The sequence below is a fragment of the Micromonospora sp. CPCC 205546 genome, assembly GCF_036902715.1.
GTDB lineage: Bacteria > Actinomycetota > Actinomycetes > Mycobacteriales > Micromonosporaceae > Micromonospora.
The window spans coordinates 1-14,784 of sequence record NZ_JBAKHL010000109.1 but is presented as its reverse complement, the minus strand read 5'-3'; the positions used below and the strand labels follow the sequence as shown (position 1 = coordinate 14,784).

4 protein-coding genes and 2 pseudogenes are annotated in these 14,784 nt (G+C 65.5%); 3 read left to right on the top strand and 3 right to left on the bottom strand.

Translation table 11 applies throughout. The features are described 5' to 3' along the window. Nucleotides 1-420: 420 nt before the first annotated feature. Nucleotides 421-1,092: pseudogene (locus tag V6U77_RS28405) on the top strand (IS5 family transposase); the annotation flags it as partial. Between the two features lie 101 nt (nt 1,093-1,193). Here V6U77_RS28405 and V6U77_RS28400 read toward each other — a convergent pair. The 3 genes from V6U77_RS28400 to V6U77_RS28390 all read right to left on the bottom strand — a co-directional run bounded on the left by V6U77_RS28400 (nt 1,194) and on the right by V6U77_RS28390 (nt 13,011). After that, nucleotides 1,194-1,646, bottom strand: a complete 453-nt coding sequence (locus V6U77_RS28400; RefSeq protein WP_334609827.1) for a hypothetical protein — start codon at nt 1,644-1,646, stop codon at nt 1,194-1,196. 5 nt (nt 1,647-1,651) lie between these two features. Next, complete coding sequence (locus V6U77_RS28395; RefSeq protein WP_334609826.1) at nt 1,652-8,647, bottom strand: RHS repeat-associated core domain-containing protein; 6,996 nt, start codon at nt 8,645-8,647, stop codon at nt 1,652-1,654. A 98-nt stretch (nt 8,648-8,745) separates the two neighbouring features. Next, on the bottom strand, nt 8,746-13,011 hold the full coding sequence (locus V6U77_RS28390) for a LamG-like jellyroll fold domain-containing protein (protein ID WP_334609825.1): 4,266 nt from the start codon (nt 13,009-13,011) through the stop codon (nt 8,746-8,748). Between the two features lie 775 nt (nt 13,012-13,786). On the opposite strand from V6U77_RS28390, the gene V6U77_RS28385 reads away from it, so the two are divergent. Both V6U77_RS28385 and V6U77_RS30120 read left to right on the top strand, forming a co-directional pair. Next, a complete protein-coding gene (locus V6U77_RS28385) occupies nt 13,787-14,086 on the top strand; it encodes a hypothetical protein (protein ID WP_334609824.1) in 300 nt (99 codons plus the stop codon). 342 nt (nt 14,087-14,428) lie between these two features. Beyond that, nucleotides 14,429-14,597: pseudogene (locus V6U77_RS30120) on the top strand (transposase); the annotation flags it as partial. Between the last annotated feature and the right edge of the window lie 187 nt (nt 14,598-14,784).

The following is a 14,784-nucleotide window of genomic DNA, read 5'->3' as shown; positions in this document are numbered from 1 at the left end:
CTGTGTACTTCGATGGACGCCCCAACGGGGACACCCCTTCCTCTGGACCAACATCCAGTCTCAGGGTGTCCACATCTCAGGGGGAAGCCCAGGATTCGAACCGACGACCCCTTGACCCCCAGTTTACAACAATTCTGTCACGCGATGCCGGAACAGCTCGATACATCCGCATACCCGGACAGAACGACAGTACGCATCACGTCTCAATGCCATCTCATGCCGGCTGTTCCTCCCCTGGCGGGCCGTCACCGTTACCGGATCCGTTACGGCGGACGGTCAAAGACCCACCCTGCCGCCCTGTCCAGGCTGCACTGTTGAGGAGAAACACTGCTTACAGCGCGTCCTAGGATAGAGCTGTTCAGGCTCAGCCGGCGCTCTTTGCGATCAGCATGCTCAGTAGCTGGGGCGAGTCTGCTGCACTGGCAGGTGATCGTCGCCGAGTTGCAGGCCAGCGCCGACGCGGCTGGGTTGATCACCTGGGATATCAGCGTCGACTCCACCATCGCTCGGGCCCACCAGCACGCCGCCGGCGCACGCCGGTGCCCTCAGCAGCAGGCGGACCGTCCGGTGGGATGGTGATGGAGCCGGCCGACCATGCCCTCGGGTGTTCCCGCGGCGGGTGGACCACGAAGCTGCACCTGGCGTGCGAGCAGGGCGGCAAGCCACTGTCGATGTTGCTGACCGCCAGGCACCGTGGTGACAGCCCACAGTTTGCCGCGGTGCTGGGCGGTATCCGCGTACCTCGACTCGGTGCCGGCCGCCCCGGGTGCGACCGGACCGGGTCATCGCCGACCGTGCCTACACCTCCCGCGCCAACCGCGCCCACCTGCGCCGCCGTGGACTCAAGGCCTGCATCCCCAGCAAGGTCGACCAGGACGCGCACCGCCGCGCCAAAGGCTCCGTCGGCGGCCGGCCACCCGCCTTCGATCCCGAGATATACCGGCGGCGCCACGCCATCGAGTGCGGCATCAACCGGCTCAAACGCCACCGGGGCCTGGCCACCCGATACGACAAGCTACCGTCCGCTACGAAGCCACCATCCACGTCTCCGCCATCAACGAGTGGCTACACGCACTTCGAGACACGGCCTAGCACTGCTCGGCACATCATCTGACGACCTTGCCAGAACCTTGGCCCTACTCCTGACCAGACCCGGGAGGCGTCGCCGCGAACACTTCCACTTCAAGCAGCCCTTACACCTCCGTAGCGCGCAGGTAGGCGACCAGCTGCGCAATCACTGGGTCACCAGCCTCTACTAGCAGAGTGATCGCAGATGACTCGACCGGCCGCAGCAAAGCTGTACGCAATTCATTCAGTCGCAAACTTGTGGAAGCTAAGAGCTCTGGCACCCCAGCACGATCGGTACTTGCCTCCACTTCTATTACATCTCCGGAAATTGAAGACTTCTTGAAGTATAGGTAGTATGGGCCGTCAAAAAAATATGAAAATGCCTCATTGGCGCCTTGCGAAAGTTCACTAAAGGCCTCAACAGCGGAGCACCAGACCGAAGCCGGGAAATCACACCAACCCAATTCCGGAAACGCTATTTCTCCAACAATGAACCATACTCTGCCAGCAATCGGCCCACCCGATCCGGACTTGGAACGGAAATCGACTTCCTCAAGATTTAGCGCAAGCACGGGCACAACCCCTACTTGATCGGATAGATGGATCGGACGATGCCAGTGTCTCTACTAATAATAAACTCGTAGGTTCGCCCTGCCACCGACGATCGGGCCTGTATCATTCGAGTGTGGCTATCATAGCCGACAATCTTCGGGTTATTGCGGAAAGCCTCACCAGCGATCCGCTCGATCACATCGTCACTGGTTCCATTCGGCCACAGGTCTTTTCTGCCCGTAACCCCAGCCCCTCCAGCGAAATGGTTAGATCTGACGTGGCCAATATCAACACCTCCAAGACTTTTGGGGATCTTCACGTTCCGGAGTGCGCCGGCGCCGCGAGCCATCGGGCAGTTGTGCACGAGGACGGATTCTGGGCCGGCCATCACATAATATGCGTGAAGATGTTCAACGGTCATATTATACGCCATCACCTTACGAGGACCGCTTGGCTTGAGTCCGGCTGAAGGTACGACCCTGCCCGTCGCGGCGAGCAAAAGGTCGCCGGATTTAATCCGACCTGCGGTCTCCCATTCACCGTCCGCTTCATTCCAATACGGATGATCTTCCGTGGTGGATACCTCGTGTCCATTTACATCGAGAATGCGAACATCATCCTCATGGACCCAGACATTGGTAACCGATCCTTCGGCAGACGCGGCAGTCTCAGGATCAGCACTGGCAACACGATCACCGACCTTAATTTCCCTAATCGGTTTAGCACTTCCGTCGGCGAGGAGGACACGGGTCTCTCCGTCGAAACTGCAAAGCGCTCCGGCAGCAACGCTGTAGCCGGTGAGGGCGCCGGTGCCTGCGGCGCCGAGCCAGCTGCCGGTTGCGGCGAATTCGCCTGCGCCTGCGGCGGCGCCGGTGGCGAATCGGCCCGTTGGGGATGCGGCGAACCTGCTCAGGGCGGGCCCGACGGCTCTGAGCGCAGCAAGTGCGGCTGCCCAGCATGCAGGTCCGGCGATTGCGCAACCAACAGCCCCACCGATTAGCACAGTTCCGACGACGCCAGCCAGTCCGCCGGGGGTTGATTTCCATTCGATGCTGTTGCAGCTTGCTTCGGACAGCCCCAGCATGTGATAGCAAACGTATGAGCCATGCGATGGGTGCTTGGCTGCCCACTCGTACGCGTCGCCCCAGGTGAAGACTCCGTCTGCGTCTTGATAGCCGGTCTGTAGGACATATTCGGGGATGCCTCCGGGGACCTTGGTGACGAGGTGCTCGAAGAATTTGTCCGGCTTGGGCTGGCCGGAGGGCGTGTATTTCGCGCTGCAGCCGTGGCAGCCGTCGTTGTGTCCCTCGTTGTCGATGTAGTTGCCGTACATGTCTTCGTAGTCGGCGCCGTTTTGGCAGTTGTCGTCGGCGCAGGATTTGAGGCCGCTGGGGTCGGACAGGGTGATGGGGCTGTTGTCGGCGTAGGAGTAGCCGTGCCATTGCTGGGGGTTGGCGAGGTCTTGAAGTGGGTCGACGCTGATAAATCTGCCGAGGTTGGGGTCGTATTCGCGGGCGCCGAGGTGGGTCAGGCCGGTGGGGTCTTTGTCGCCGCCGACGAAGCCGAGGGTGTTGGGCCAGGTGGGTGTGGTGCCGCGGGGTTGGCCGTAGGGGTCTTGGCGGCGGGTGGTGACGGCGTGGGTGCTGGCGTTGATGGTGGTGTGTTGGGTGCCTTGGTGGTCGGTGTAGGTCCAGCTGAGGCCGGTGGCGGTGTTGCGGCTGGCGATGAGCTTGTCGCCGAAGATGTAGTAGCGGGTGCCGCTGACGGCGGTGGTGTTGTCGCGGCGGATTTCCTGGCCGGGGAGGTAGAGGGTGGTGCCGGTGGCGTCGCGGCGCAGGAGGCGGTTGCCGTCGGCGTCGTAGATGTTGCTGCCGGCGGTGGGGGCGTTGCCGGAGATGGTGGTGAGGTGGCCTTCGGGGTCCCAGGCGAGGTGTTGGGCTTGGGCGTCGGGTGGGCAGGTGTTGGCGGCGGTGCCGGCGGGGCGGCAGGTCGTGTTGCCGGCGTCGTCATAGCTGTAGTTGGTGACGACGGCGGGGTTGGTGCCTGTGGTGGTGGTGACCTTCGTGACGGCGTGGGGGCGGACTACGTTCGGGCCACCGGTGGGGTGGGTGTAGACGCGTGCGGTGTTGCCGGTGGCGCTGTGGGAGGTTTCTTTGGTGCGGTTACCGACGGCGTCGAAGGTCCAGTCGAGCCAGTAGGGTGCGGGGCCGCCGAGGTTCGCCGTGGTGGGTTCAGTGCCGCAGGGAGTGCTGGTGTTGGGGGTCCAGGCGGAGGTGAGGCGGCGCAGGGTGTCGTAGCGGAAGCACTGGGTCTCGCTGGTGCCGATGTCGGGGGTGTCGGTGATGGTGGTGATGTTGCCGGAGTCGTCGGGGGTGTAGCGGCGGTCGGAGACGGTGCCGGCGGCGCTCTGCGGTTGGATGGTGGTGCGGTTGGCGCGTCGGGTGATGTCGTCGTAGTAGGTGGCGTCTTCGACGTAGAGGCCGCTCGTGGTTTGGCGGCGGGTGATGTTGGGTTCGCCGTACTCGGTGTAGGTCTGCAGTGCGACGTAGGTGCCGGCGAGGCTGGTGGACGTCAGCGATGTCGGTAGGCCGGTGGTGGTGTTGAAGAGGGTTTCGACTTTTTCGTTGGGCAGGCCGCTGGTGACGGTGCTGCCAGTGGCATTGCTGGGGTAGGAGATGCTGGTGGGGGTGCCGTCGTAGGGCGAGTAGCCGTAGCCGTAGGTCCAGGCACCGGACAGGCCGGTGCCTTCGCTGGCCGGAACGATGTAGTTGGTGGTGCTGGGTTGGCCTCGGGGGTTAAAGCCGCCGACCTGCCATTTGTAGATGTTGGTCGAGCCCGGCGGGTCGTAGCGGAACGTTTCGGTGAGCTGGCCCTTGGCTTTGGCCGTGGACCCGGTGTAGAGCTGGTCGTACTTCCACTTCGCGCGCAGGGCTCCGGTCGCGGAGTCGTCGCGGAGTTCGGTCTTGCGGCCGAGGGCGTCGTAGACGTACCAGAGGACTTCCCCGCGGGCGTCGGTGGTTTTCTGGAGTTCGTCGACGTCGTTGTACTCGCTGGTGTGGCTGCCCTTGTCCGGGTCGGTCGTGACGGTCTGTCGACCCTTGATGTCGAACGTGTAGGTCCACTTGTTGCCGACATGGTCGGCGATCTGGGTGAGCTGGTCTTTGCTGTTGTACGTGTACCACGTCGACTGGTAGGGGCCGGTTACGCCCTGGTTGGTGGTGTGTTCCCGGAGCTCGGTGGTGCGGCCCTTGGCGTCGGTGACGGTGGTGGTGGGTGTGCCGCCCTCGGGTGGGGTGACGGCGCTCAGGTCGCCCTCGTGGGTGGTGGTGACACGCCACTTTTCGACGAGGTTGGTGGTCCCGTCGCCGTGCAGGAAGGTTTCCGCGGTGGACCGGTTCGCGTTGTCGTAGGTGGTGCGGACGATGGAGGGAACCGCCCACTCGGGCTTCCACCACAGCGTCCCGGACGGGTTTCCTGCCTCGGGACGGGTGTTGTAGCGGGTGTCGGAGCGGCCGAGCTTGTCGTAGATGGTGTCGTCGACGAGGGTGACGTTCGGGGTCGCGCCGGCGGTTTGGGTCTGGCGGGGCCTCAATAGGCCGTCGAAGATCTGGTAGGTCGTCTTGTAGCCGCCAGCGACGTTGAGGGCTTTCGAGGTGGTGTAGGGGTAGGCATCGCGATTGGGCGCGAAGTGGTATGTGTGCTGGACAGACGGGCTTTCCTCGTGGCCGGTCTTGGCCCATCCGTTGAGCCAGACCCGCCACACTCGGCCGAGCCCGTCGTAGGCGACGTCGGTGACGAGCCCGTTGAGGTCGGTGACCTTCGTGGTGGAGCCCCAGTACGGGTTGAGGGTGGTGGAGCTGGTCCAGTTGTAGGGGGCCGGCTGGGTGGTGGTGACGCCGGTGACCGGCCCGCCGGTGGCGGGGGTGTAGGCGGTGTTAACGACGTTGCCCTTGATGTCGGTGCTGGAGGTGAGCCGCCCGAACGCGTCGAAGGTGCTCTGGCTCGTCGTCTGCCAGGCCGTACCGCTGCCGGTGGTCCAGTCCTTGAGCTGTTCGACCTTGGTGACCGCTCCTGTGGTGGGTGCGGTGTCGGGGCTGGTGGCGCCGTCGTAGTAGGTGCGCGTGTCGGAGATGACGTGTGCGGTGGTGGTGGGTGCGGTGGCGCAGGGCAGCGCGGTGACGGTGGACTGCTTGACGGTGAGTAGGAGGTGCGCGGTGAGGTTGCGGTTGTAAGTGCGGGTCTCGCACTTCTCGTCGCCGGTCGCGGCGATGTCACCGTTGTCCTGGATCTTGTCGACGGTGCCGTAGGTGTCGGAGAACCAGGTTTGGCTGCTGGTGGTGCGCCATCCTCGGGCACCGTCAACACCCAGAGCCGTCGCCTTGTACGTCTTCTGTTCGCGGACGAAGCGGGCGGTGACGGTGTCACCGTTGATGGTGCGGGAGGCGGTGGCTGGCGATCGCCAGGGCACGTTGACGGTCTTGGCGACGGGTTTGGTGTCCGTGCCGTTGTAGATGGTCTGTTCGCGCACCATGCCGGCGAACTGGTCCTCGTCGTACACCGTCTCTGTGCCGAAGGAGGCGGGGACGGTGACGTTGCGGGTGGTGGTGGAGGTCAATCGGTCGCCGTGCATGCCCCGCAGGTAGCGGGTTTCGGTGAGGCTCTGGGCGCCGGGGACGTCACCGACGCGGGTGCGGACGGTGGCGTAGCCGCGGAACTGGTTCCACGTCTTGCGCTTGGGCTCGATCAGGCCGTCGTCGTCGGCGTAGTGCCAGGCGGGTGCGCCGACGTACTCGTAGTAGGTGTACTTCGGCGGTGCCGCGCCGTTGGACAGTGGCACGTCGGATTCGGAGATGTTCTTGACCAGGTATTTGTGCCACCACTCGGTGGTCAGTGCCTCGCCTGCCGGGTCGTCGGGGTCGTTGATGCGGGCCGGGTAGCAGCGCATCGTGTTGTTCGCCGCTGAGGTAGGCAGGTTGGAGGCTGTGCACTCGGGCAGCGAATACTCGACGTCGATCTTGGCGCCGGCTTCGGTGACGATGTAGTCGATGCGTTGCCAGTTGTTGCTGGTGTTGTTTGAGGTGAGGACGCGGTTGGCCATCGACACGGGAGCGAAGGTGACCGGTGGCATCGTCACGGTGGTGCCGACGAGCCCCTGGTGGACGATCTTGTCGAGCCACAGGCCGGCGTGGTCGCTGCCGTCGCCGGCTGCGGGGAACGTGTGGGTGAAGGTCCAGGAGTCGACGTTCTGCCAGTCGGCGGTGGTCTTGGTGGTGTCCCACACCCGGGTGGTGATGTTCGTCAGGCGCTTCGTGGACCAGAAGGTGGGTGAGTAGAGGCCCGGGCAGGACGTGTCGTCGCACTCCTGGTCTTTGGGGGTGTCGGGCCAGTTCGCGTCGACGGTGCAGGAGGTAAGGCAGCGGTCGCCGGTGTTGAACAGCACCTGGGCGGTCGGCGTGATCGACCTGTCGGCGGTACCTCGATCCCACGTGCCGTAGTCGGCGCGCACGAGGGTGCCGCCGCGGGTGTAGGAGGCGTCGTCGGTGTCGTCGATGTTGCGGGCGTACTTGTTGGTTTCCTTGTTGTACCAGTACGACAGGGTGTTGCCGCGGGGGTCGATGACGTAGTCGAGGTTCCATCGCCATGCCTGGTCGCAGAACGAATCGTCGAACGAGGTCTGGCCGCGGCAGGGCTCATCGGAGTGGTTGCCGGCGACGGGCACGGTCCAGGTGGAGTTGGTGGTGCTGCTGTGGCCAGGAAGGCTGTGCTGGCCGAAGAAGTACTGGATGCCGTTCGGGGTGGTGATCTTCCAGTACTCACCGTTGTTGTCGCCGTTGCTGGCGCCGGTGAGCTTCTGCACGCGGGAGCCGTCCTCGTCGCGCGGATGCCAGCCCTTCCCGGTCTCGTAGACGAGTTCGACGCCCTGGCCGTTGAGCAACATCACCGCGTTGTCGGAGCGCCAGCACAGGTCGCCGGTCTTGACGGTGTTGTTGGCCCCGTCCTCCATGTCATCCAGGCACGGGACGTAGCGGCGTTCGATATAGCCAGGCCAGTAGTCGAAACCTTCGCCAACCCAGGAGGGCTGGTTGTTGGTCACCGAGGAACGTCCGTCGACGCTCGCCGACGAATAGGCGACGTGGATCGACGGGGCAAGGCCGCTGATGGCCGGTGGCACCCGAATAGGCTGAGACCAAGAGAAGTTGCCCGACGATCCGCCCGAGCTCCACGTCGATGACGCCTGCAGCGGGGTAGCACCGAAGTTTCCGGACGGCCCTGACGGGCCAGCCGACAGAGCGACCAGGGTACCCGCACTCGCCGTAGTAGCGGCTTGTCCGGGGCTGGCGGGGGTGACGGGCACCTCGGCGGTCACCGTGCCGGTGGCGGTGTCGTTTGACGAGGGCAGCGCGGTGGCAGTGCAGCCGGCCAGGGCACTGTCGGTGACAGCGCAGGCCGGGACCTGCCACAGCCTAAGTCGCGACGCCCAGTCGCCCCCGTAGGCGTTACGGAAGCCCGTGTAGTCCACCGACAGGTTCGTCTTCCCGGGCTTGTCGCCGGCAGCGCCGGCGACCCGCAGGAGTAGGCCGTCGCGCATGGTCGCCGGTGCGGCGTTCCGGTCGAGGACCTGGACCGTCACGGACGACATCGCCGGACTCGCCGTGTCGGAGGCGTGTCCCACCTGTACGGGCAGAGACCCCACGCGCATCAGTCCGGCGCTGCGGGAGCCTGCAGCGGGCAGGGTGACGCTCGCGGTGGCCGGGGCCGGCCAGGAAGGCGCAGGCAAGGCCTCGCGCTTCTGGCTGGTGTGCGGCCACGCCTTGCCCTTGGCGTGGCCGCCGTGGTTGTTCGTCTTGGTGCTCTGCGCGGCGAGGTGCGGGCCAGGCTTGGCCTGGACTGGTTCACTCACCACCATGGAACCGCCGAGTAGCGAGATGGCGACCACACCGGATAGCAGAGCGCGAAGTCGTGTGATGCGGGTGCGGCGTCGGGCGACCGGTCCCGAGCTCATCACCGTTGACGTGAGGTCAAGCATGTGGTCTCCACTGTCCTGCGAAACGATAGCGGTCTGAGCTGAGGCGAAGCTGCTGGTGGGGCAGGGCGGGCTGCCCCACCAGCCGGATTCAGGTGGGGCTAGGGCTCCAGCGGGTCAACGGCCTGCGTCTGGTAGAGGTCGTTGACCTTGGCGGGTGTGAGCACTCCCTGGAAAACGGAGAGGTCGTCTACGCCGCCGTGCAACCAGCCGTTTGCGGCACCGTTGGCGGTGGACCGGCCGACAGTCAGTGGGCCCGTGGCCTGCCATGGAGTCCACGCCGCCTTCACCGTCGTCGTAGTTGCTAGGGCGCCGTCGATGTACAGGCGCAGCTGGCGGTTCTGCGTGTCGAGGACCGCGGCGAGATGATGCCAGGACTCCCCGGGGTCAGATGCCGTGGCGGTGACGCTCGTGGTGTCGGCGGGATTCGTTGCCCCTGGGTTCGCGGGCAAGCTGAACTTCCACGAGCCGACGTCGCTGCTGGTCGCGCCTGGAACGTATTGGAGCAGGAATCCACTGTTGGTGGCGCCGTCTTGCGCGACGATGGTCTGTGTGGCGTCGGTCCGGGCAACCCGTACCCAAGTGGAGACGGTGAAGGACTGATCGGTACGCAGCACCGGGGTGTTCGCCCACGTGTTGTAACTGTTGTCGTCCTCGTCCGTCGTCTGACCCGTGATGAAGGCCGAGCGACCCCACTCCTGGGTGACCTCGCTGTTCTCCTCCTCCTCCGGGAAGTACCGGTTGTCGAGGTGCAGGCCGCGGCCGCGGTTGCCGGCCGTTACGTCGCTGCCTCGCGTCAGGGCCAGATGCCGGTCGAAAGGTCCGCTGTCATCGGCGTCACAACTGAGCGCGCGGTCGGCGACATAACAGGAGTGCGCCGCCTCGAAGTCCCACTGACCGACCTCGGTGGGCGCGAGAATGCCGGGACGATTCATACCGCCGGAGTCGGGGTCAGAGGCGAGCTGGCCGGTGAAGTCATGGCCGACCAGAACACGGTTGTAGACGTGGACGTCGGCGATCTGCCCCGCACCGCTGTTGCTCTGCCCGGCGCCCCATTTGGCGTAGCCGACGTGGAAAGGTCCGGTGGCGTTCCACGTCGAGGTGTGGTTGGTGGTACCAGCCAGCTTGCCGTTGACGTATAGGCGCATCTGCTTCTGGCTGGCGTCGTACACGCCCGACACGTGGGTCCACGTGTTGGTCGCCGCCGGAGCGAGCACGAAGCCACCCTGCGTGCTGGTGCCGTCCGTGTTGTACATCGAGAACGCCCACTGCTTCGGGTTGGGCGTGTAGTACAGGTTGAAACCGTTGGTCACCGCGCCGTCCTGAGACACGATGCTCTTGCAGCATGTGGTGTCAGTGTCGGTTACCCGCACCCACGCGGCAACGCTGAACGACTTGGTGGTGTCCACGACCGGCCCAGCCGTCTGCGCCCGCCGACCCGCCCCCACGAACCCTGCGGTTTGTCCCCCGACCATGCGGGCGTCGCTGTCCCACGTCACGTTGGTAGCCGTCAGTGGTGTGTCCGTCGCGAGCGGCCCGGAACCGTCGGTGTCGCCCAGCAACACCTGCTCGTCCTCCAGGGCAGCGGCCTGGCTGCGCTGAGGATGGGTTTCCAGGTGCCACCGTGCGACCGGTGGGGACGGCTCGGCAATCGTGAATTCTTTGGAGGCGCTGTTTCCGAGATTTCCGGTGGCGTCGATGCTGCGGGCCCAGAAGATGTTCTTCCCGTACTTGTATGCCAGCACAGTGACCGTGGCGGTCTTCACGTAAGGGTTCGTGGGACTGACGACCGCAGGCACTTCGCCGAAGCTGGGCGGCGCGGCGACGGCAGCGAGGATGTCCGGCTTCGCGTCGCCAGTGAAATCACTGACGGTGAACACACCCGCGCCTGGCGGAATGGTGCCCTTGGTAATGCCGGTGGCGTCGAGCCATCCGCCGGTGCCGTTGCCGCGGTGCAGCCGTACCTCACCGGTGGAGTTCAGGCGCACGAGAACATCGGTCTTGCCGTCGCCGGAGAAGTCGCCGCGCCCGAACAGCGCCGCACCACCCCAGCCCGCACCGATGGCCTCCGAGGTGCCCGTAATCCAGCCACCGGTGCCGTTACCGCGAATCATCGACAGGGTGCCGTCGGTCTTGCGCCATAGCACGTCGGGCTTACCGTCGCCGCTGAAGTCACCCGGGGAGAAGATCCAGTTAGCAGTCGAAAAGCCCGTACCGATCTGCACCGAGGTTGCCTGCAGTCCCCCACCGACCGCGCCAGGCCGCATCCACAGGTTCTGCGTGGCGGCGTCACGGTAGAGCAGGTCCGGCGCCCCGTCCCCGGTGAAATCGCCAGGAGAGAACAGGAACTGAGCCGTCGACCAGTTCGCCCCGTCCAAGAACTCAGGTGCACCGAGGAAACCGCCCGATCCGTTGCCCTTCGCGATCTCAAGTCGGGAGGTTTCTGGCCTGCGGAGGACGACGTCGGGCTTGCTGTCGCCGGAAAGGTCCCCGGGACTGAAGACCGTACCGTCGGTGTACCAGGCCGACGCCGCGTCGGTGAACGTCGCGGAGAACCCGCCAAGGCCATCGCCGGGGTAGGAACGCAGGCCGTACAGGACAGCCGGCGGGCCCGTGAAGCTGTACCGGAACTTTGCGACGTCAGGAACGGTGGTGGCCCCAGCGGTGGGCGTGGAGATGGTGAAGCTGATCGGCTCCCCCGGGCCGGGCCCCTCGTCCGGAGGCGTGAAAGTGGGCGGCGTGATGACCGGCGCGTCCGGCACAGACGTGTCGACAGCGAACTGGCACCATTCGGCGGACCACCCGCTCCACTGCCAGTAGGGAGCTGGATCCCTGGCTGTCACACGAAACGCGTAGCTCTTGCCCGAGACCACGGTCACCGCGGCGGTCGTGCCCCGACCGTTCGCCGGTGCGGGTGCCGTCGCGGGCGGCGGCTTGCGTGTCGGGTAAGTATCGGTCACCGCCTGCATCCCGGCAGCCGGCACCTCGATCCACTCGTACGTCCCCGTCAACGTCTGCCCCGAGTCCGCATCCGGGTAGACGGCAGACAAGGTCGGGGTCGTGGTGCCGATACTCACCCCGTCGCTGGGACAGTCCACCCCAGCCACCTGCAGCTTGATCGGCTTACCCGGCCTCGAGTCGTAGTCCACAACCAGCTTCGCGCTCGCGGGCCGGAACTTCTTCCACCGCTCCTGCTCCGACTCGTACTGCCCGGCGTCGTTGCAGGCACAGAAACCGACCGTGATCGTGTTCCACTTGCCCGTCGCCGCCGTCTGCACCTGCGAGGTGACCGTCGCGCCGGTGAAGTTCATGTCCATGTCGGCCTGCGGCGAGTCCGAGCACCCGCCGGCCTTGTTGGCGTGCCCATCCGCGCCGTCGAGCCAAGTCTTCAACGCCATGCCCGTCCAGGACGCCTTCATCGTCGCGTTGATCGCAGGCGTCAAGTACATGTGCGCCGGCGAGTCGCCGCACGAGTAGGAGTGGTACAGCTTCATCTGCACGTACGCCGACTCGATGTGCTTACCGCTCAACGACACCGTGCCGTTGGTCATCGGGAACGTGAAGAAGGAACGGAACTTCGCCCCGACACACGGACCCTCCGGGCTGTAACCCACCCGTGCCATCGTGTAGTCAGTGTTGGTGCAGTTGTTGCTGGTCGCGTACGCCCACTTTGCTTTCGCTACCGACCATGCCGGGTCGATGAAGATCGGGAACGTCACCTCGTCGGAGGCGAGCAGGCTCGAGTCGGGAATGATCTCCAGATCGCCGGTCTCCGTCACCGCGGTGACCACTTCCCCGCTCAGTGCTCCGTCGCCCGCGACAAGCGTCGAGGATCGCGCGGCAGATGAGCCCGAGCTGGCGGAACCGCTTGAGTCCCACATCCGTGCCGGATCGGTGCGGGCAACCACCGTCGCCCCGGCAGTGGCCTGAAGTGACCCATCCGGCTGAGCTGCCAGCTCGATGTCACCACCAACCGGGAACGTGATCTTTCGGATCGCGGGGTTGGCCGCCGCCTGGGCGGACTTCACCACCAAGACGTGCGTGAAGCCCGTGTGGGTGGCATGCACCACGAGGTCCACGTCCGGGAACACACCTGGATAGGTGGCCCCGTCCCCAGACAGAACCGGAACCGGAAGCGCGCCCGGCCACGACAACTGCAACACCTTGCCGGACCGCCGCAAGGTCACCAACGGACCCGTTCCGCCACCGGAGAACGCCACGTCCGCCACCGAGACCGCCGGCGCGACCAAACCATCCGCGCCGGCCTGCAGCGTCAAATCGACATCCGCCCACGAGCCGTCATCCTGACGCGCACGCTGCGGCACCACCGCCGACTCGAACGACAACCGACCGTCCGGCTGCGCCACCACCTGCGTGTACTCCGAACGAGAAGCCTCCACCGCAACAGGTGCGCCACACGCCGCCGCCGAGGCAAGCGCCTGCGCCTCGGTCGCCGCAGACTCACCACACGGCGGAGAAGCCGCGACGGCAGGCGACGTCGACACACTTGGCACCACCACTGCGGCAGCAAGCAGGAGCGACCACGTCGCCGCTAACGCCATCCACCGACGGCACCAGGACAACCTGCCGTCAGCACTACCAAGGCATGTCCCGCCCTCATCGACTTCGACGGGTGTCAGGCCACCTACACGGTCCAGCACGGCGCCTCCCAGACACCCACACGATCAAGCGAAGCGGGACTGTATCGGAACCCGTAACCGGCGGCTATCCCCTCGTTACACCGCCACCCAGCCGAGGAGCTGCGCAGCTAGATGACCGGTGGGCAGGCACCTTCACGGGGCAGCCATATTGAACTGCTTTGATCACAAGGAGCAACGACCCAAGGAAGCACCGAAATAACCCAGAGTGCTTGCACGGTAACGAATAGTCATTACGGCTGTGATCATTGCAACAGCGCACCCGCCTGGCTGCAGGCGCCTTCGTCAGCCAGTGCTGGCCGTCAGACGGTATGCGCAGGCCAGTCATCGAACGTCTGCTCCGCGCGCTGCGGTACCGCCCACTCTGGCACCGTCCAGGGCCATCCGTACCGCCGCACGCTCCGGAGTCCACAACCCGCAGCAGTCCCGCCTGCGCTGAACCTGCCAGACCCGTGACGGCGCCACGGATGCGGGAAGACTGCGGATGGCTGATGGCCCGCCGACGCCGATCCACCTAACGAAGGTGCTGGACGGTCTCTCCGAGAACGCGGCCCTGCCGGCCGAGTTGGTCCGCCGGATGGTGAGCTACCGGCTCGCTTTCGGCCACGTCGCCAAACGCGCCCACCTGACCCCGGACGTGATCGAGGAAATCCTCGCCTCGGGCCATCACTGGCTGCTGAACTTCGCTCGCGCTCAACCGCCAACTGCCGCACGCCGTCCGGATGCGGCTGGCCGCCCACACCGATCCCGCCATCCGAGCCGCCCTGGTGGTGGACGCCCGTGACGCGCCCCGCGAGTTGTACGAGCGACTCATCGACGATCCGGACAACACAGGTACGGGAACACCTCGCCGAACGCGAATACGTACCGGCCGATCTGCTCGCCCGGATCGCCCGGATCGCCCGGGACCCTGACCCAGAGGTCCGGGCCACGCTCGCGCACTGGTGGACGCCGGCCTCCGAGGCTGTTCGGCGGATCCTGCTCACCGACCCCGTAGACGAGGTCCGTGCGACGGCCTGCTCGACCTACTACGCGGCTGCCACACCCGGTGCCGCCGCCCGACCTCCTGGAGGGACTGCTCGCCGGTCCGGCCTCCCGCGCCGGAGCCGCTGGCTCACCAGCTTGGGTGCATCACGAGGCCTTACGGAACTGGATCCGCCCAGGACGAGGCCGACCGCGGTCAGCGTGACTACCGGCCCACGACCTTGGAGGTGGAGGAGTTGCGTCGGCTGCGGCGGGAGAACGCCGAGATGAAGCGGGCCAACGAGATCCTGAAGGCCGCGTCGGCTTTGCTGCATGGCCCGCCGATTCTGGCCCAAGCCGACACCGCGCTCATCGAACTACTCAGAAGGTAGTCCCGAGCCAGGCCGACGTCGACCTCTCCACCGAAGTGGGCTTCCCCCTGAGATGTGGACACCCTGAGACTGGATGTTGGTCCAGAGGAAGGGGTGTCCCCGTTGGGGCGTCCATCGAAGTACACAG

Coding starts and splice junctions, on each gene's coding strand:
- V6U77_RS28395 (WP_334609826.1), bottom strand. CDS start 8,647: ATGCTTGACCTCACGTCAACGGTGATGAGCTCGGGACCGGTCGCCCGA.
- V6U77_RS28385 (WP_334609824.1), top strand. CDS start 13,787: ATGGCTGATGGCCCGCCGACGCCGATCCACCTAACGAAGGTGCTGGAC.